This is a genomic window from Pseudonocardia petroleophila (genome assembly GCF_014235185.1).
GTDB lineage: Bacteria > Actinomycetota > Actinomycetes > Mycobacteriales > Pseudonocardiaceae > Pseudonocardia > Pseudonocardia petroleophila.
In genome coordinates this window covers 1884137-1901826 of sequence record NZ_CP060131.1, presented here as the reverse complement: position 1 = coordinate 1901826, position 17690 = coordinate 1884137, and the positions used below count along the sequence as shown (strand labels likewise).

At 74.6% G+C, this 17690-nt stretch carries 16 protein-coding genes; 9 read left to right on the top strand and 7 right to left on the bottom strand.

Annotation, left to right across the window (positions count from 1 at the left end):
* Positions 1 to 6 precede the first annotated feature (6 nt).
* The gene (locus H6H00_RS09585) at positions 7 to 1839 is read right to left on the bottom strand and encodes an acyl-CoA dehydrogenase (RefSeq protein WP_185720947.1); all 1833 of its coding nucleotides are present in this window, start codon (positions 1837 to 1839) and stop codon (positions 7 to 9) included.
* Positions 1840 to 2025: 186 nt separating this feature from the next.
* Here H6H00_RS09585 and H6H00_RS09580 point away from each other — a divergent pair, with 186 nt between their 5' ends.
* Complete coding sequence (locus H6H00_RS09580; RefSeq protein WP_221775843.1) at positions 2026 to 3024, top strand: peptidoglycan recognition protein family protein; 999 nt, start codon at positions 2026 to 2028, stop codon at positions 3022 to 3024.
* Between the two features lies 1 nt (position 3025).
* Here H6H00_RS09580 and H6H00_RS09575 read toward each other — a convergent pair whose 3' ends face one another.
* Together H6H00_RS09575 and H6H00_RS09570 are read right to left on the bottom strand one after the other, a co-directional pair.
* Positions 3026 to 3823, bottom strand: coding sequence for a glucose-1-phosphate cytidylyltransferase (locus H6H00_RS09575; protein ID WP_185720945.1), 798 nt, complete (start codon positions 3821 to 3823; stop codon positions 3026 to 3028).
* Positions 3823 to 4491: an IspD/TarI family cytidylyltransferase gene (locus H6H00_RS09570; RefSeq protein ID WP_185720944.1), complete on the bottom strand. Its 669-nt coding sequence runs from the start codon at positions 4489 to 4491 to the stop codon at positions 3823 to 3825. Before H6H00_RS09570 ends, H6H00_RS09575 begins: the two co-directional genes overlap by 1 nt.
* Positions 4492 to 4622: 131 nt before the next feature.
* Here H6H00_RS09570 and H6H00_RS09565 point away from each other — a divergent pair, with 131 nt between their 5' ends.
* Complete coding sequence (locus tag H6H00_RS09565) at positions 4623 to 7100, top strand: helix-turn-helix transcriptional regulator (protein ID WP_185720943.1); 2478 nt, start codon at positions 4623 to 4625, stop codon at positions 7098 to 7100.
* On the opposite strand, the gene H6H00_RS09560 is transcribed toward H6H00_RS09565, so the two are convergent.
* From H6H00_RS09560 to H6H00_RS09550, 3 genes are all read right to left on the bottom strand, one after another.
* Positions 7097 to 8563: a dynamin family protein gene (locus tag H6H00_RS09560; RefSeq protein WP_185720942.1), complete on the bottom strand. Its 1467-nt coding sequence runs from the start codon at positions 8561 to 8563 to the stop codon at positions 7097 to 7099. The two genes, H6H00_RS09565 and H6H00_RS09560, sit on opposite strands and share 4 nt — an antisense overlap.
* Complete coding sequence (locus H6H00_RS09555) at positions 8560 to 10368, bottom strand: dynamin family protein (RefSeq protein ID WP_221775842.1); 1809 nt, start codon at positions 10366 to 10368, stop codon at positions 8560 to 8562. The genes H6H00_RS09560 and H6H00_RS09555 overlap by 4 nt, the downstream gene beginning before the upstream one ends.
* A gap of 111 nt (positions 10369 to 10479) precedes the next feature.
* Positions 10480 to 11286 carry a hypothetical protein gene (locus tag H6H00_RS09550; RefSeq protein ID WP_185720941.1) on the bottom strand — a complete coding sequence of 269 codons (807 nt, stop codon included), beginning with the start codon at positions 11284 to 11286 and terminating at the stop codon, positions 10480 to 10482.
* 277 nt (positions 11287 to 11563) lie between these two features.
* Here H6H00_RS09550 and H6H00_RS32670 point away from each other — a divergent pair, with 277 nt between their 5' ends.
* The 6 genes from H6H00_RS32670 (at position 11564) to H6H00_RS09520 (ending at position 16091) form a co-directional block, all read left to right on the top strand.
* Positions 11564 to 13627: an Hsp70 family protein gene (locus tag H6H00_RS32670; protein WP_185720940.1), complete on the top strand. Its 2064-nt coding sequence runs from the start codon at positions 11564 to 11566 to the stop codon at positions 13625 to 13627.
* Between the two features lie 122 nt (positions 13628 to 13749).
* Entirely contained in the window at positions 13750 to 13998 is a 249-nt protein-coding gene (locus tag H6H00_RS09540; RefSeq protein ID WP_185720939.1) for a hypothetical protein, read from the top strand.
* Positions 13998 to 14450: a GNAT family N-acetyltransferase gene (locus H6H00_RS09535; protein ID WP_185720938.1), complete on the top strand. Its 453-nt coding sequence runs from the start codon at positions 13998 to 14000 to the stop codon at positions 14448 to 14450. The genes H6H00_RS09540 and H6H00_RS09535 overlap by 1 nt, the downstream gene beginning before the upstream one ends.
* A gap of 42 nt (positions 14451 to 14492) precedes the next feature.
* Positions 14493 to 15314, top strand: a complete 822-nt coding sequence (locus H6H00_RS09530; RefSeq protein ID WP_185720937.1) for a DMT family transporter — start codon at positions 14493 to 14495, stop codon at positions 15312 to 15314.
* A 47-nt stretch (positions 15315 to 15361) separates the two neighbouring features.
* On the top strand, positions 15362 to 15760 hold the full coding sequence (locus H6H00_RS09525) for a cupin domain-containing protein (protein WP_185720936.1): 399 nt from the start codon (positions 15362 to 15364) through the stop codon (positions 15758 to 15760).
* On the top strand, positions 15753 to 16091 hold the full coding sequence (locus H6H00_RS09520) for an MmcQ/YjbR family DNA-binding protein (protein ID WP_185720935.1): 339 nt from the start codon (positions 15753 to 15755) through the stop codon (positions 16089 to 16091). Before H6H00_RS09525 ends, H6H00_RS09520 begins: the two co-directional genes overlap by 8 nt.
* Here the strand turns inward: H6H00_RS09520 and H6H00_RS09515 are convergent.
* Positions 16051 to 16623, bottom strand: a complete 573-nt coding sequence (locus tag H6H00_RS09515; RefSeq protein WP_185720934.1) for a GNAT family N-acetyltransferase — start codon at positions 16621 to 16623, stop codon at positions 16051 to 16053. The genes H6H00_RS09520 and H6H00_RS09515 overlap by 41 nt on opposite strands.
* Before the next feature lie 69 nt (positions 16624 to 16692).
* On the opposite strand from H6H00_RS09515, the gene H6H00_RS09510 reads away from it, so the two are divergent.
* On the top strand, positions 16693 to 17676 hold the full coding sequence (locus H6H00_RS09510; protein ID WP_185720933.1) for an AraC-like ligand-binding domain-containing protein: 984 nt from the start codon (positions 16693 to 16695) through the stop codon (positions 17674 to 17676).
* Positions 17677 to 17690: the final 14 nt, after the last annotated feature.

The following is a 17690-nucleotide window of genomic DNA, read 5'->3' as shown; positions in this document are numbered from 1 at the left end:
GGGACCCTAGAACGCGGCCTCGGCCAGGTCCATCAGGCTGTTGTCGGCCTGCTCCAGGATCACCCGCTGGCTGGTGAGCAGCGGGAGCTGGGTCTTGGCGAAGAACCGGGCGACGCCGAGCTTGCCCTCGTAGAAGGCCTGGTCCTTGGCGGAGACCGAGCCGCCCAGCGCGGTCAGGGCGACCTCGGCCTGGCGCAGCAGCAGCCAGCCGACGAGCAGGTCGCCGAGCGCCATCAGCAGCCGCACGCTGTGCTGGCCGACCTTGTAGATGCTCGACGGGTCCTCCGCCGAGGCCATGAGGTAGCCGGTGAGCGAGCCGAGCATCCCCTGGACGTCGGCCAGCGCGGTGGCGAGCAGCGCGCGCTCCTCCTTGAGCCGGCCGTTGCCCGACTCGGCGTCGAGGAACGCCTGGATCTCCCCGGCGACGTGCCCGAGCGCCTGCCCGTTGTCGCGGACGATCTTGCGGAACAGGAGGTCGAGCGACTGGATCGCCGTGGTGCCCTCGTACAGGGAGTCGATCTTGGCGTCGCGGATGTACTGCTCGATCGGGTAGTCCTGCAGGTAGCCGGAGCCGCCCAGCACCTGCAGCGCCTGCGGGAGCTGCTCGGTGGCCCGCTCGGAGCCGACGCCCTTGACGATGGGCAGCAGCAGGTCGTTGACGCGCTCCTCCAGGGAGACGTCCTCGCCCGCGGCCTTCCCGACGCGGATCCGGTCCTGGAACGTGGCGGTGTAGAGGTACACCGCGCGCAGACCCTCGGCGTAGGCCTTGTTCGTCATGAGCAGGCGGCGGACGTCGGGGTGGTGGGTGATCGTGACGCGCGGAGCGGTCTTGTCGAGCATCTGCGGCAGGTCGGCGCCCTGGACGCGGTCCTTCGCGTACTCCAGCGCGGCGAGGTAGCCGGCCGACAGCGTGCCGATCGCCTTGGTGCCGACCATCATCCGCGCGTGCTCGATGACCTCGAACATCTGCGCGATGCCGTCGTGCACCTCGCCGAGCAGCCAGCCGACGGCGGGGGTGCCGTGCTGGCCGAACGTGAGCTCGCAGGTGGTGGAGGCCTTGAGCCCCATCTTGTGCTCGACGCCGGTGACGAAGGCGCCGTTGCGCTCACCGGGCTCGCCGGTCTCCGGGTCGAAGTGGAACTTCGGGACCAGGAACAGCGACAGGCCCTTGGTGCCCGCCTTCGCACCCTCGGGGCGGGCCAGTACCAGGTGCATGATGTTCTCGGCCATGTCGTGCTCGGCCGAGGTGATGAAGCGCTTGACGCCGTCGATGTGCCAGGTGCCGTCGGCCTGCTGCACCGCCTTGGTGCGGCCCGCGCCGACGTCGGAGCCCGCGTCCGGCTCGGTGAGCACCATCGTCGCGCCCCAGGCCCGGGAGATCATCAGCTCGGCCCAGTGCTGCTGCTCCTCGGTGCCGTTGCGGTGCACCACGGAGGCGAAGTTGGGGCCGGCCATGTACATGAACGCGGCCGGGTTGGAGCCGAGGATCAGCTCGGCGGCGGCCCACTGCACCGTCGGCGGGATGCCGTAGCCACCCAGCTCGACGGGCAGGCCCAGGCGCCACCACTCGCCGTCCCAGAGGACCTTGTAGGAGTCCTTGAACGACTGGGGCAGCGTGACCGTGTGCGTCGCCGGGTCGAAGACGGGCGGGTTGCGGTCGGCGTCGGCGAAGGGCTCGGCCAGCGGCCCGGTGGCCACGGTGTTGAGCTCCTTGAGCGTGTCGCGCGCCGTCTGGAGGTCGACGCCCTCGAACGGCCCGCTGCCGAGTCGGTCCTGGACCGCGAAGACCTCGAAGAGGTTGAACTCGAGGTCTCGCAGGTTGCTCCTGAAGTGGCCCATGGCCCCGTCACTCCTTCTACCCGTCGGTAACAACAGCGTATTACTCATCGGTAACCACGACAAGAGGGGGTACCGCCCGGCGACGCACCCCTCCCGGGCGATCACACCTTGGTGTCGTGCTGTTGTGCACGGTGCGTGAGCGAAGCAGGGTTCTCCTGGGTCGGATGGTGCGCAGGGGGAGTAACAGTGGGTGCAGCACGTGTCACGCGGCGTGGTTTCCTTCTCGGCGGAGCCGCCCTGCTGGCCCTTCCCGGGACGGCGCTCGCCTCGACCGCCCCGGAGATCGCCGACTGCGCCGCCTGGGGGGCGCGACCCAACAGCCGGGTCGTCAACGTCGTGACGCAGCGGCCGGTGAAGATCCTGGTGCACCACACCGCCACCCCCAACGTCACCGACCTGTCGCGCGGTGCCGCCGACGCACTCGCCCGCGGCATCCAGAACTTCCACATGGACCGTCGGGGATGGCTCGACTCCGGGCAGCACTTCACGATCAGCCGCGGCGGGTTCGTGCTGGAGGGCCGCCACCGCAGCCTCGAGGCGCTGCGCAGCGGGCACAAGCAGGTGGAGGGCGCGCACTGCACCGGGCAGAACCTGGTGTCGGTCGGCATCGAGAACGAGGGCACCTACACCGACACCGAGCCCACCGGCGTCCTGTGGGACCGGCTCCGCGAGATGTGCGCCTACATCTGCGCCCAGTACGGGATCGCCCCGACCGAGATCTACGGCCACCGCGACTTCAAGGACACGCTGTGCCCCGGCGACGTCCTCTACGGGATGCTGCCGCGGCTGCGCGGCGAGGTCGGCGGGATGCTCGGGCGGCGGCTGGAGGGGTCCTCGGTGCGCGCGGCGTCGTGGCCGGTGCTGCGGGAGGCCGACCGCGGCCCGGTGGTCCGCGCCGCGCAGCACCTGCTGCGCGGGGCCGGGCGCACCGAGGTCGCCGTCGACGGCGACTTCAGCGCCGCGATGGCCGAGTCGGTGCGCGTGTTCCAGGCCGAGCACGCCACCGAGGAGGTCAACGGGATCATCGGCGGCGAGACCTGGCCGCTGCTGGCCGCGCCCGTGCGGGCCGGGGACGGCGGGGAGGCGGCGGAGGCGGTGGAGACGCTCGTCGCCACCAGCTCCACCCGCCCGCCGTCGCAGGTCGGCCCGGTGCAGTGGCAGCAGCTGCTGACCGCGGCCCGGTGAGTCAGTCCCAGAGCTTCCAGGGGGCGTCGCCGGCCGCCCACAGCTCGTTGAGCGCCTGGTAGTCCTTGTAGGTGTCCATCGCGGCCCAGAAGCCCTCGTGCTTGTTCACGGTGAGCTGCTGGTCGCGGGCCAGGCGCTGCAGCGGCTCGGCCTCCAGGAACAGGCCCTCCGAGTCGTCGAGGTAGTCGTCGAGGAAGCTGCGGTCGAACACGAAGTACCCGCCGCTGACCCAGCCGGTGACCTGCGTCGGCTTCTCGTTGAACTCCGCGACGACGTCGCCGTCGACGTTCATCTCCCCGAACTTGGACGTCGGGTGCACGCCGGTGACGGTGCCGAGCCGCCCGGCCTTCTCGTGCAGCGTGGCGAGCTGCTCGATGTCGACGGCGCTGACGCCGTCGCCGTAGGTCATCATGAAGTGCGGGGTGTCGATGTAGTCGCGGATGCGGCGCAGGCGGGCGCCCGTGCCGGCGTCGAGACCGGTCTCCGCGAACGTGATCTCCCAGTCCTCGTCGCCGCGGCCGTCGACGAAGCGCGGCTCGTGCTCGCCGTCGGACAGGGACAGCGTGAAGTCGGCGAGGTGCGCCCGGTAGTCGAGGAAGAACTGCTTGATCTCCCAGCCCTTGTAGCCCAGGCACAGGATGAAGCGCCGGTACCCGTAGTGGCTGTAGAGCTTCATGATGTGCCACAGGATCGGGCGGCCGCCGATGTCGACCATGCCCTTGGGGAGGCGTTCGCTGACCTCGCGGATGCGGGTCCCCTGACCTCCGCAGAGGATGACGACGGGGGTGTTGGGGTCCATCAGCAGTGCTGTCCTTCCATCAGGGGCGGCGCCGCGGCCGAGGCGATCCGGTCCAGGACCGCCAGCTCGTCCGGCGTGGTGACGTGCAGGTTGGCGGGGTCGCCGGGCACCGTGTCGACGCGGTGCCCGCGTTCGACCAGCAACCCCGAGTTCTCGACCGGCCGGGGCCGGTCGGCGTGCGCCTCGCGCAGCACCGCGGCGTCGAACGCCTGCGGGGACTGGGTCAGCACGAGGTCGTGCTTGGGGAGCGTGGCGACGACGCGCCCGGCCTCGACGCGCTGCACCACCTCGAGGATCGGCACCACCGGCACCGCGCCGTCGGCGCCGCGGCGGACGGCGTCGACGACGTCGAGGAACAGCCGGTCCGGGGCCAGAGGGTGGGCCGGGTCGCAGACGACGACGATCGCGGTGGCGTCGGGCACGGTGGCGAGCCCGGCGCGCAGCGACTCCGACTGGTGGTCGCCGCCGACCGCGAGCGCGTCGACCGGGTCGCCGTCCCAGGCCGTCCCGGGCGGCAGGACGACGGTGACGCCGGAGCAGGTGCGGCGGGCGGCCGCGACCGTGCGGTCGATCATCCGGACGCCCCCGACCGGCTCGAACTGCTTCGGGCGCCCACCGAAGCGCTGCCCGCTGCCGCCGGCGAGCACGAGCGCCCAGACGTCCGTCACGTCTGCGCATCCTTCCAGTGCCACCCGATCGGGCGGGGATCGGGCGGGGATCGGACGGTGCGCAGGGGCGGAGGGTGACCGGCGCTACGCTCGCCTCCGCCCGGCCGGACCGACGGAGGGGGAGCCGAACGGTGAACGCGTCGACACTCGCCGACGGAGCCCGGTCCGTCCTGCGCGACATCGCGGCGGACCCGGTCACCGCGCGCCGGATCGACGTCGTCGGCCCCGGCGGGTACGGCAAGACCACCCTGCTCGCGGCACTCGCCGCCGCCTGGGCCGACGCGGGCGTCCCGGTGCGCCGTGACGCCCCCGCCCCCGGCGAGACCCTCGCGCCCGACGTCGCGCTCGTCGTCGACGACGCCCACCTGCTCCCCGACGACCGGCTGCGGCACCTCACGGCACTGGCCGCCGGCGACGCGGGCCGGATCGTGGTCGCGCACCGGCCGTACCCGGAGTCGCGGGCGATGGCCGCGCTCGGCGCCGAGCTCGCGCACCGCGGACGGCCCGTGGTGCTGGGCGTGCTCGACCGCCCCGGGGTCGCGGCCCGCGCGGAGCTCCTGCTCGGCGGGCGGCCGGACCCCGACGTCGTCGACTCCGTGCTACGCCGCACCGCGGGGATCCCGGCGCTGGTCGACACCCTGCTCGGCGCGCACTCCGCCGCCGAGGCCAGCGTCCTCGCGCAGCTCGGCTACGCGCTGGAGGAGCTGCCGCCCGGGGTCCGCGACCTGCTGCTGGCCCGGGCCGTCGGCGCGCCCGTCGACGCCGAGTTGCTGGTCCCGCTGCTCGGGCTGCCCGGCGCCGACGCCGTCGACGGGCTGGTGGTCGCGGCGTGGGCGGAGGGGCGGCTGCTCGCCGGGGGCGGGGCCGTCCCGCTCGTCTCGTCGGCCGTGCTGGCCCGCACGCCCCCCGCGGCCGCCGTCGAGATGCGCCGGGCCCTGGCCGAGATCGAGCTCGACCGCGGCGGCGACGTCCTCGGCGCGGCCCGCGGGCTGCTGCGCGCGGGGGCGACGGGCAAGCGGGTGGCCGCGGTGTTCGCCGCGGCGGGCGACCAGGCCGTCCGGACCGCGGCGGCCGAGGCCGACGAGTTCTACGAGGCCGCGATCCGGGCCGGGGCCGCCCCGCTGCTGCTCGCCCCGCGCCGGGCCGAGGCCGCCGTGATCGCCGGGGACCTCGACGTGGCGCTGGACCACGCCGATCTCGTCCTGGACAACGTCGACGGCGTCGAGGACTCCGGGGCCCGGCGGGCCGGGGCGGTGGCCGCCGCGGTGCTCGCCCGGCGCGGCAACCTCGCCCGCTCCGCCGACCTCTACCGCTGGATGTCCTCCCTCGGCGGCTCCGCGGCGCTCGCGGTGCCCGCGCTCGTCGGCACCGGGGCGCTCGACGAGGCCCGCGCCGCGTTGACCGGGCCCGCCCCGACCGACCGCAGACCGCCGACGCTGCGCTCGGGCGCAGAGGAGCTGACCGCCCAGGGGGTGCTGGAGTCGGTGGTGGGCGCCCCGACCGGCGCGATGTCGAAGCTGGTGCGCGCGGCGGGGCTGCTGGAGCCGCCCAACCGGGCCGCCCTGCTCACCGACACCCCGGCCGCGCTGGCCGCGCTCGTCGCCGTGCAGTGCGGGGAGCTGGCCGTCGCGCAGTCGGTGCTCGAACGCGCGGAACGCGCCGGGCTCGGCGGCTGCGGCGCGGCCGTCCGCCACCGGCTGCTGCTGGGCTGGATCGCGATGTACCGCGGCGCGCACGCGACCGCCCGGGCCGCCCTCGACGTGGGCCGCCCCCTCGAACCCCGCGACGAGCTGCTCGCCGCGGCCCTGGAGGTGGCGCTGGCCCGGCGGGCGAGCGACCCGGCCGCGCTGATGGTCGGGTGGGCCCGGGCGCGCGAGGCGATCGTGCAGCACCCCGTCGACCTGTTCGTGCTGCAGCCGCTGTCCGAGCTGCGGGTCGCGGCGGCCCGGCTGCGCGAGCAGAGCTGGGTCGCCCCGCACCTCGACGAGGCCGCCGCCCTGCTGGCGCGGCTGGGCAACCCGCTGCTGTGGGCCGCCCCGCTGCACTGGGCCGGGGTGCACGCGGCGATGTTCGCCCAGAACCCCGACGCCGCAGCGCCCGACGTCGCCGCGCTGGAGGCCGGGTCCTCCACCAGCCGCTACGCCGCCGCGATGGCCGTCGGGGCGCGGCAGTGGCTGCTCGTGCTGCGCGGGGAGGTCGACCCGGCCGCGGTCGAGGCGGCCGCCCGCGGGCTGCACGCCGTCGGGTTGACCTGGGACGGCGGACGCCTGGCCGGCCAGGCCGCGATCCGGACGCGCGACAAGAAGGGCATGGCCTCGCTGCTGGGCACCGCCCGCGCGCTGCACGTCGTGGAGCAGGTGACGGCCGTCGAGCTCACCCCGACGGCCCCGGCCCCCGCACCCGGCTCCACCCCCGAGGACGTGCTCAGCGACCGCGAGCGCGAGGTGGCCGCGCTCGTCCTGGAGGGCCTGACCTACAAGCAGATCGGCGAGCAGCTGTTCATCTCGGCGAAGACGGTGGAGCACCACGTCGCCCGGATGCGCCAGCGCCTGGGCTCCGGCAGCCGCGGCGAGCTGTTCGCCCACCTGCGCTCGATCGTCCGGACCTAGCGGGGCAGGCTCGCGAGCAGTCCCTCGCAGGTGCGGACCAGGGTGCGGGCCGTGCTGACCTGCGACCGGTCCGACAGCGGGCTCTCCGCCCGCCGCTGCCACCCGCCGAGGGCGTCGAGGACGGCCTCGCGCAGCTGCGCGGGATCGGCGGACGGGTCGAGCCCCAGTCGGGCCGCCGGGGTGCCGCCGTCGCCGCCGAGCAGGCGCTCCGCCTCGACCCGGACGTCCTTCGGCAGCGTCACGACCCGCGTCCGCAGCGCGGTGAGCAGGCGCAGCTCGGTGAACTCGTGCGCGCCCGCGGTGATCCGCTCGACCTCGCGCGCCAGCGGCAGGGACGCCGGGATCGGCTCGCGCGCCAGCACCAGCTCGAGCGCGAGCAGCGCGGAGCGGGACTTCAGCAGGTCGCGGCGCTCGGTGAACTGGGTCGTCAGGACGGTGCGCAGCTCGTCGAGCCCGCTGCGCTTGACCAGCTCGGCCGACAGCCGGCTCGGGTCGTCGGTGCCGCGGCGGATCAGCGTGATCCCCAGGCGGACGCCGAACAGGCCGAAGCGGTCGAGCAGCGCGGCGCGGGTCTCCGGGTCGAGCGGGGCCGTCTCCGACGCGCGGACGAACCGGTCGGCCGAGAGCAGCAGCGGCTCGGTGTCGGACGCCTCGGCCCTGGCCAGGGTCGCGAGCGCGGTGAACTCGGCCTGGCGCATCGTGCGCCCGCTCTGCGCGAGCAGCCCGGCGACGGCGACGACGGTCTGGCACAGCGAGCGGAGCTTGTCGTCGCGGCGGTAGCGGCCGGCGATCTGGCGGGCCGAGGCCATCGCGTCGAGCCGTCCGACGCCGATCTCGTCGGCGCGCGAGAGGATCGCGACGGTGTTGACGGGCGCGGCCTTCGCGACGCCCTGGTCGTGGAAGGACTCGAGGAACCGCACGTCGGACTGGTGCAGGTGGCGCATGAGGTAGAGCACCGCGTCGGCGGGGGCGGGGGCGTCCTCGGGGACGAGGAACGCGCCCGCGCGCGCGGAGGTGTCGGCCGACATCGACGCGATGCCCGGGGTGTCGATCAGCGACGTGGTGCGCAGGCTCTGCGAGGGCCAGTCGACGACGAGCCGGTCGACGCGCTCCGCGGGTGTGCCGCCGAGGTCGATCGTCAGCGCGCCGTCGCGACGGACCACCGTCAGCGGCCGGGAGGGGCCCTCGCGCGGGACCATGATCACCCGGGGGCTGGGCCCGTCCTGGTACCAGGTGACGACCCGCGTGCACTCGCCCGCGTCGGTGGGCGCGATCTCCTCGCCGACCAGCGCGTTGAGCAGGGTGGACTTGCCCGCCTTCACCTTCCCGGCGATCGCCACCCGCAGCGGCTCCTCGAACCGCGCGAGGTGCTGGCGCAGCCAGGCGGTGGCCTGCGGGCTGTCGCGGTAGGCCTCGACGCCGTCGCGCAGCACCCCCCGCACCGCGACGCCCAGCGCCGTCACGCGAGCACCTTCCGCGCCCCAGGGACGAGCGCGCGCGCCTTGTCCTCCAGCTTGCCGATGCGGTCGAGCTCGGCCTCCAGGTCGCGGATCCGGGCCCTGCGCACGTTCTCGTCTCCGCTGACGGCCTTCTGCGCCGCCTTCACCGACGTGTCGACGGAGGTCTGCAGCTCCTCGGCGAGGGAGGTGAAGTGGTCGCGCAGCTGGCGCTGCACCTGGCGGAGCATGTCGCGGGAGTCCTTGCCGACCTGGAACGTCACCTCGTCGAGGTGCTTGCGCATCGCCGCCTTCGACTCGGCCTTGCGGCGGGCGAGCTGGCGCGCCTGCTCCTCGCGCACCGTCTTCGCGCCGAACAGCAGGCCCGCGCCGATCGAGAGGGGGTTGAGCATCGCGAACCCCGCGAGCGTCGTCGCGAGCCCGATCATCAGCATGCCGCCGTACCCGCCGCGGGCGCCGATGTAGAGCTTCTGCCCGAAGCCGATCCGCTCCTGGTCCGGCCGCTCGACGCGGCTGACCTGCCCGTGCGCGTCGGAGGAGCGGCCGGTGCGCAGCGCGGGCAGCACGGCGTCGCCCTCGGCGGCGAAGTGCTCGGCGACCTGCGCGGCCAGCCACTCCGCGCGCTGCCCGGCCCACACGAAGTTCGCCGACATCGCCCCGGCCACCTGGCCCTCGAGCCACTCGGCGAACTGGTCCCAGATGTCGGCGGGGTCGGCGGCGTCGAGGAGCTGCTCGCCCTCGCGGCCGATCGCGCGCAGCCGGTCGCGCATGTCGTACTCGATGTCGGCGGTGAGGTCCTGCACGCCGTCGTTGAGGGTGTGCTGCCAGCGCGCGGAGCGGTCCTTGAGCGCGGCGGCGCGGCCGCGCGCGATCTCCAGCTCCGACACCAGCGCCCCCGCCAGCTGCGGGTCGCGCTGCGCGGAGAGCTCGGCGCGCATGCTCGCGCCCAGCTGGTCGGCGACGGCGAGCACGTCCTGGCTGGTGGAGCGGCGGTCCAGCTCGTCGGCGCGGGCCAGCACCTCGGTGCGCAGGAACGTGACGAGCTCGGCGAACCCGGACTCCTTGTTCAGCTCCGCGTCCTCGCTGCGCACCGCCTCCAGCCGCAGCACCGACGACACGGGGAACAGCTCCGCGGTGATCCCGGCCGTCGCGAGGTGCCCGCGGTCGAGGTCGGTGATGCGGCGCCACTGCGGGTAGAGGTCGGTCTTGGTGATCACGCCCGCGACGTTGGGGCACAGCCGCATCGCCGTGGAGAGGAACTCCAGCTCCGGCGCGGTGTACTCCTGCGAGGCGTCGGAGACGAGCAGCACGGCGTCGGCGGTGGGCAGGGTCGCCATCGTGGCCGCGCCGTGGGCCGAGCCGAGCCCGCCGACGCCGGGGGTGTCGACGAGGACCAGCCCGTCCTTGAGCAGGTTGCGCGGCAGCCCGACCTCGGCGCGCGAGAGGCCCTGCCGGTTGCCGGGGTTGCCGGCCTCGGAGACGTAGTCGGCGAGCTTGGCCACCGGAACGTCGGTGCGCCGGCGCTGCTCGCCGTCCCAGACCAGGGTGACGGCCGGCTTCTCCGCGTAGAGGACGGCGGTGGGCACGGCGGTGGCGAGGTCGTCGTCGACGGGACAGACGGGTGCGTTGATCAGCGCGTTCACCAGCTGGCTCTTGCCCTGCTTGAACTCCCCGACGATCAGGACCCGGACGTCGGGGTCCTCGAGGCGGCGGCGGGTGTGCTCCAGCCGGGCCGTCAGGTCCGGACGCTCGTAGGCGGTGGTCGCCCGCAGTGCGAGATCGACCAGCTCCATCGCAGCAGGTACCGCCACCGACGCATCCCTCCCCGGACAACGGGGGTCACCATACGGCGACGCCGCCGCCACTCCCGGGTATCCCCGGGGGTGGCGACGGCGTCGTGTCGTGCGATCGACCCGATCAGGTCAGAGGTTGAGCTCGTTGTCGGAGATCGTGGTGTTGCCCGAGTCCTCGACATCGAAGGAGTCGTTGACCGAGGCGTCGGTGTTGAGGGAGTCGTTCACCGAGGCGTCGGTGTTGAACGCGTCGTCGACATCGACATCGACGGTGGTGTTGCCCGAGTCGTTGACCGAGTTGTCCGAGTTGTCGGTGTTGGTGATGTCGTTGTCCTGCGAGTTGTCGTCCTGCGAGCCCGACGCGCTGCTGCCGTTGGTGGCGTAGGCGCCACCGTCGTCGACCGACACGTCGCCGGCCACCGAGCCGGCACCGAACGCGCCGTCGCCGACCTGGTTGCCGTTGCCGATGATGTTGTCGTCACCGGTCACGATGTTGCTGTCCTCGATGTCGTCGCCGGCCGCCACCGCGCCGTCGCCCGAGGCGGAGACGATGTCGTTGTCGAAGGTGACGTCGCCGTCGGCGATGACCGTGCCGTTGAAGGACTGGTCGTTGTAGACGTCGTTGTCCTCGTTGGTGATGTAGGTGTCGCCGTAGTTGTGCACGATCTCGGTGAGGTGCCGGGCGATGGCCTCGTGGTCGCTCTCGCCGTCGCGGGGGACCGTGTTGGTGAAGGTGCCGCCCAGGTTGACGTCGTCGCGGCCGTTGTTCTCGACGAAGGCGACGATCGCGTCGTCGAAGTCGGCGCAGGACAGGTCGTCGAGGCCGTTGTCGGCCAGGAAGCCCTCGGGGTCGGCGAGGAAGGCGGCGCGCTCGGCCGGGTCGCCGAAGATGTTGTTCAGGAACTCCATGATGGTGGCGCTGAGGCTGGCACTCATGATGACTCCAAGGTGTGTGGGGAGAGCTCGGTGTGGGTATCGCGTCACCGGCTGATCCGGCGTTGGGGCAAACGTTAGGCACCCCGGGGCCCCGGGCCATCGGGGATCGCCCACAGTTCGCCCGCGGCGGGGGGCGGGGGAATCGCGTTAGGGGGCGTTAGGGGTTGGGGGATGCAGGCCCCGATCGGGTCGTGCACGAGGATGGCGGCTAACAACTGGGTGTGCCGCTCCGATGGCGTGGAGTAGGGCGCGCCATCGGGGGCACGAGGGGACGGCCATGGGATACCAGCTCGGGATCGATCTGGGGACGACGTACACCTCCGCGGCGGTGTGCCGGTCCGACGACCGTCGCTGGGTGGAGCCCGAGGTCGTCACGCTCGGGACCCGCGGCGCGACCGTCCCCTCCGTGCTGTTCCTGGCCCCCGACGGCTCCGTGGTCGTCGGGGACGCCGCCGAGCGCAGGGCGCTCACCGACCCCGACCGCGTCGTCCGCGAGTTCAAGCGCCGCATCGGCGACCCCACCCCGATCGTCGTCGCCGGGCGCGCCTGGGCGCCCGAGGAGCTCTCCGCCCGGCTGGTCCGCTGGGTCGTCGACCGCGTCGCCGAGCGCGAGGGCGGGCCCGCCACCCGGATCGCCGTCACCCACCCCGCGTCGTGGGGCCCGCACAAGCGCGACCTGCTCGCCGGGGCCCTCGCCGCACAGGGCGTCTCGGTCACCTACCTCGCCGAGCCCCAGGCCGCCGCCCTGCACTACTCCTCGGCCGAGCGCGTCGAGCCGGGCTCCACGATCGCCGTCTACGACCTCGGCGGCGGCACGTTCGACGCGGCCGTCGTCCGCAAGGCCGACCCGTCGCGGGCCGGTTCCGGGACCGCCGGGTTCGGCCTGCTCGGGCGGCCCGAGGGCCTGGAGCGCCTGGGCGGCATCGACTTCGACGAGGCCGTCTTCGACCACGTCCGCGACGGCCTGCCCGAGGTGTTCGCCGGCCTCGACGCCACCGACCCCGCCACGCTGTCGGCCGTCGCCCGCGTGCGCCGCGACTGCACCGAGGCCAAGGAGGCGCTGAGCAGCGACACCGAGGTCTCCATCCCGGTGCTGCTGCCGGGGTCGCGCGGCTCGGTCCGCCTGCACCGCAGCGAGTTCGAGTCGATGATCCGCCCGCAGGTGGAGGAGACCGTGGCCGCGCTGCGCGGCGCCGTCCGTTCCGCGGGGCTGACGCCCGACCAGCTCACCGCGGTCCTGCTCGTCGGAGGGTCCTCCCGGATCCCGCTGGTCGCGCAGCTGGTGTCCGAGCAGCTCGGGCGCCCCGTCGCCGTCGACACCGACCCCAAGAACGCCATCGCCAAGGGCGCCGCGCTCGCGGTCTCCCCGAAGCCCACCGCGTCGTGGCCCGGGGTGTCGATCCCCGTCGTCGCGGGTGCGGGGGCCGCTGCCGTGGCCGGCGTCGGCGGGGCCGAGATGGTCACCTCCCGCGTCGCCACCCCCACCGGGCCGCCGCCGCGCCCGGCCCGCGGCACGGGCACCCCGCCGCAGGGGATGGCCCAGTCCGGGATGGCGCCGCCGGCGCCGCCGCGCTCCCCGGCGTACGCGCAGCAGTCCTACCCGCCCCAGCAGTCGTACCCGCAGCAGCCCGCCACCCCGTCCCGCGGCGGGCCGACGCACGAGCCCGCCACCGCCCTGCTGTCCGGCCAGGGCGGGCCGCCCGCACCGCCGCGGCCCCGCGCGCTGCCCCCCACCGACCACGACGACTACGACCGCTACGACGACTGGTCCGACGACGAGCCGCGGAGCCGCCCGATCGGGCTGCTCATCGGCATCGGCGGGCTGGTCGCCGTGGCCGTGCTGATCATCGCGGTGGTGCTGTGGCCGCGCGCCGAGGGCGGGGTCACCGGGACCCCGTCGATCGGCAACGCCGGCGACACCTCCGTGCCCACCAGCGAGGCCCCGGCCCCCACCGAGGCGCCCGCCGCCCCCGGGGCCGGTGGCGACTCCGGGTCGTCGGGCGGGAGCGGCTCGGGCGGCGGGTCCGGCTCGGGCGGGTCGACCGGATCGGGCGGCGGCTCCGGGTCGGGCGGCGGGTCCGGTGGGAACACCGGCGGTGGCACGGGCGGCGGCAGCACGTCCGCGCCTCCGGTGGTCGTCGACCCGCCGGCCGTCGAGCCGCCGCCGACCGTTCCGGACACGGGGACCGCACCCGCTCCGGGCGGCGGCACCACGACCATCCCCGAGGGACAGGGGCCGACGCCTCCCACGGGTGGAACCGACCCGGTCGTCGATCCCGTCGCCAGCCCGTCGCCGCCCTCCTCGGCCGCGCCTGCTGCCACCACCGGCCAGGCCGTCTGAGGCCACGAACTCCTCCGCCCTTCCGGGCGGAGGTGGGGCTGGGATCGGCGCGGAGGGGAGCCCCGCGCCGATCCCGGACTCGAGCACGTACGACACGACGAGAAGGCGGAGTGGGTCCTGTGGTGAGGGTGGGTGCGGCGGTCGTCGCGATGGAGGTGGCGGCGCTGGCGTTGGCGACGCTGTGGTTCGGCCTGGTGGCACTGGTCGTCGGGGCGCCGGTGCTGCTGGCGACGGTGCTGGTGCTGGTCGGGCTGTGGGTGTCGCGCCGGCCGCTGCGCCGGCTCCAGGAACGACGCACCGCGCAATTCGAGCCGGACGGCCCCGAGCGCGGCGGCCTGATGAGCGGCTTCTTCGAGGCCCCCGCGGCCTGATGCTGGAGCTCCGGCGGGCGCGGCCGGGCGAGGCCGCCGAGCTGGCGGCGCTCGCCGTCCGCTCGAAGGGGCACTGGCCCTACCCGCCGGAGTTCCTGGCCCGGTTCGCCCGGGTCCAGGGCCTGACCGAGGAGGTCGTGGCCGCCAACGAGGTGTGGGTCGGCGAGCGCGCCGGCCGGGTGCGCGGCTTCTGCACGCTGCTGCACCGCGCCGACCGCGCGATCCTCGACGACCTGTGGCTCGATCCCGCCGAGATCGGCCGGGGCAGCGGGCGGCTGCTGTTCGAGCACGCCGTCGCGCGGGCGGTCGCGGCCGGGGCGCGGGTGCTGGAGTGGGACGCCGACCCGCACGCCGTCGGCTTCTACGAGCGGATGGGCGCGGGCACGGTCGGCTGGTCGGACTCCCCGCTCGGCCGCCCCCTCCCGCTGATGCGCCTGACGCTGGACGGGTGACCTCCCGGCGGTGCGCGGATGCCGGTGGCCACCGGTCGGGGCATGCTGGCTCCCGTGCTGATCGGGGTGGGAGCGGCGCTCGTCGCGATGGTCCTGAACAGCCTGGGCGCGCTCCTGCAGGCCGACGGCGCGCTGCGCGCCAGCCGGGCCCGGCCGATCGCGGTGCAGCCGCGGTACCTCCTCGGGCTCGGCGCCGACGCCGTGGCCTGGCTGTTCAGCGTCGTCGCGCTGCGCTTCCTGCCGGTCTTCGCGGTGCAGGCCGTGCTGGGCGGCACCATCGCCCTGACGGCGCTGGCCGGGGAGCGGCTGTTCGGCACGGTGCTGCGGCGCGTGGACCGGTACGCGGTGCTCGCGTGCCTGATCGGCCTGGTGCTCGTGGCGGCGTCGGCGGGGGAGACGCGGCCGCCGATGCGCTCGCCGGTCGTCGACGTCGTGCTGCTGGTGTCGGTCCTGCTCCTGTCGGTGGTGGTGCTCGTGCAGCGCCGGGGGCGCCGGGCGTGGCCGCTCGCGGTCGTGGCCGGGCTCGGGTTCGGCGGGTCGACGCTCGCGGTCCGCGCCGCGCACGTGCAGGGCGGGCTCGACCCGTCGATGCTGCTGGTGCAGCCGGCCAGCTACCTGGTGCTCGGGTTCTTCCTCGTCGGCCTGCTCGGGTACTCCGCGGCGCTCTCGCGCGGGGAGGTGTCGTCGATGACGGCGCTGCTGACCGTCACCGAGGTCGTCGTCCCCGGCCTCGTCGGCATCTGGCTGCTCGGCGACCCGGTCCGCCCCGGCTGGGAACCCGTCCTCGCGGCGGGCCTGACGATCGCGGTCGCGGGCGTGGTGGTGCTGGCCCGCTCGCCCCACGAGCGGCCGGCGCGGCGGTGAGCTCCGTTTCGTCCAATCCCGCGGACCCCGGTGGCTACCGTGGCGCGATGGACCCAGAGCGGCAGCCCGTCCACCTCGCGCCCGGAGCCGGGCGCCGCTACGCGATGGGGCGCATCGACGCGGTGTTCAAGGCGGACGGGCCGGAGACGGCCGACCGCTACTCGATCTCGGAGTGGTGGCTCGAGCCGCACACCGCGGGCCCCGGCGCGCACACCCACCCGGAGGACGACGTGTTCTACGTCCTCGACGGCACGGTGTCGTTCCTGCTCGGCGACCGGTGGGTCGACGCCCCGAAGGGCTCGTTCGTGCTGGCACCGGGCGGCTTCCCGCACGACTTCGAGAACCGCACCGACGAACGGGCCGGGGCGCTCAACTTCTCGGCCCCCGGCGCCTTCGAGCCGCACATGCCGGGCATCGCGGCATGGTTCCGGGGTCGCGATGCCTGACTGGGCCGACGTCGTGCGGATCGGGGGCGCGCTGCCGGGGGTCGAGGAGTCGACCTGGTACCGCACCCCGGCGCTGAAGGTGCGGGGCAAGGGGTTCGTGCGGCTGCGCACCGAGGCCGAGGGGCTGCTCGTCGTGATGTGCGGGCTGGACGAGAAGGCGGCGCTGCTCGCGTCCGGCGACCCGGCGTTCTCCACGACCCCGCACTACGACGGCCACGGCGCGATCCTCGTCGACCTCGGCGCGGTCGACGGGACCCAGCTCGCCGAGCTCGTCGAGGAGGCGTGGCGGCTCAGGGCGCCCGCCGCGCTGCGGTCCACTCCGCGCGGGTGAGCGCGTAGAGCACGTCGCCGTGCTCGGTGCCCGGGACCGGATCGTCGTAGTGCGGGTGGACGGTGGCCACGTGCCGCATCCCCAGCTTCTCCAGCACCCGCCGCGAGCCGGTGTTGACCGTCATCGTGTCGGCGACGACCGTGTGGATCGGCAGTTCGGTGAACCCCCGGTCGACGAGCGCCGACGCGCCCTCCGTCGCGAACCCGCGGCCCCACGCGGCCCGGTGCAGCCGGTAGCCCACCTCGATCACCCCCGGCTGCGGGTCCTCGCGGGCCGGACGGAACAGGAACCAGCCGAGGAACGCGCCGCCGTCGCGCTCGATCGCCGCGCGGTAGCCGTAGCCGCCGCCGGGACGATCGAAGGAGCGGTAGTAGGGCAGCAGCACGTCGCGCACGTGCTCCGCGGTCTCGTCGCACGGGCCCAGGTAGCGCATCACGGCCGGGTCGTTGTGCAGGGCGACGAGGTCGTCGACGTCGTCGGGGGTGAATCGGCGCAGGACCATCCGCTCGGTCTCGATGTCCACGGCACCCATCCTGCCGCCGACGATTGACCGCCGGCGAGTGCGTGTACGACGATCCGGACGGCGTGGGAGGAGGCCCCGGTGGCGGTGTGGGACGTCGCGGCCCGGCCCGACCGGGAGCAGTTCGACTACTGGCACGAGGTCATCTGCCAGGCGTTCGTCCCGCTGGTGCCCCGCCGCGCCGGGCCCGGCACCGGCTTCGCCGCCCGCGTCGAGACGCGCCCGCTGCAGCGCGTCGTGCGGGCCCACATCGCGTCGCAGCCGCAGGAGACCGTGCACGGTCCGCGCGAGGTCGCACGCACCGACGACGCCTACTTCTTCGTGAACCTGCAGGTCGCGGGCCGGTGCCGGGTGCGGCAGGGCGGGGCGGAGTCCGTCGTCGGGCCGGGTGAGTTCACGATCGTCGACACGACCCGGCCCTACCGCTTCGACTTCGACGACCCGTGGCAGATGCTGTCCTACCGGGTGCCGCACGCGCTGCTCGACGGCCGGGCCGCCGCGGTGCACAAGCACGTCGGCGGGCGGTTCGGCGGCGACGGGCCGGGCGCGGTGGTGCGGGCGATGGTGGCGTCGCTGTGGGACGTCGACGCCGGGCCGGTCGCGGCCGCGGAGCTGGAGCAGGCCCTCGCCGGCACCCTGTCCGCCACGACGTCCGGGCGGGCGGGCGACGGGCCGCCGCGCGCGGTGCTGCGGGCGGAGATCGAGCGGTACGTGCGGGGACGGCTCGGCGACCGGTCGCTGTCGGTGCGCACGGTGGCGCGCCGGTTCGCGGTCTCCCCGCGCACGCTGCACGCGGCGTTCGCCGACGGGGAGTCGTTCGCCGCCACGGTGCGGCGGCTGCGCCTGGACCGGTGCGCCGCGCTGCTTGCCGCGCCCGGGCCGGGCCCCACGATCACCGACATCGCCGCGTCGGCCGGCTTCGACGACGCCGCGTCGTTCAGCCGGGCGTTCCGCCGCGAGTTCGGGTGCACACCCAGCGACGTGCGCCGCGGTGCACGGGATGCACACCCGCGGCGCACGCGGGGACAAGACGGCGACGGCCCGGCGCAGGAGCCTGGCGGCTGACCGCCACCCCCGAC

Excerpts from the sequence above, each read along its gene's own strand:
- H6H00_RS09585 (WP_185720947.1), bottom strand. The coding sequence starts at position 1,839 with ATGGGCCACTTCAGGAGCAACCTGCGAGACCTCGAGTTCAACCTCTTC.
- H6H00_RS09525 (WP_185720936.1), top strand. The coding sequence starts at position 15,362 with ATGGACCCAGAGCGGCAGCCCGTCCACCTCGCGCCCGGAGCCGGGCGC.
- H6H00_RS09515 (WP_185720934.1), bottom strand. The coding sequence starts at position 16,623 with ATGGGTGCCGTGGACATCGAGACCGAGCGGATGGTCCTGCGCCGATTC.
- H6H00_RS09550 (WP_185720941.1), bottom strand. The coding sequence starts at position 11,286 with ATGAGTGCCAGCCTCAGCGCCACCATCATGGAGTTCCTGAACAACATC.
- H6H00_RS09575 (WP_185720945.1), bottom strand. The coding sequence starts at position 3,823 with ATGGACCCCAACACCCCCGTCGTCATCCTCTGCGGAGGTCAGGGGACC.
- H6H00_RS09530 (WP_185720937.1), top strand. The coding sequence starts at position 14,493 with ATGCTGGCTCCCGTGCTGATCGGGGTGGGAGCGGCGCTCGTCGCGATG.
- H6H00_RS32670 (WP_185720940.1), top strand. The coding sequence starts at position 11,564 with ATGGGATACCAGCTCGGGATCGATCTGGGGACGACGTACACCTCCGCG.
- H6H00_RS09520 (WP_185720935.1), top strand. The coding sequence starts at position 15,753 with ATGCCTGACTGGGCCGACGTCGTGCGGATCGGGGGCGCGCTGCCGGGG.
- H6H00_RS09535 (WP_185720938.1), top strand. The coding sequence starts at position 13,998 with ATGCTGGAGCTCCGGCGGGCGCGGCCGGGCGAGGCCGCCGAGCTGGCG.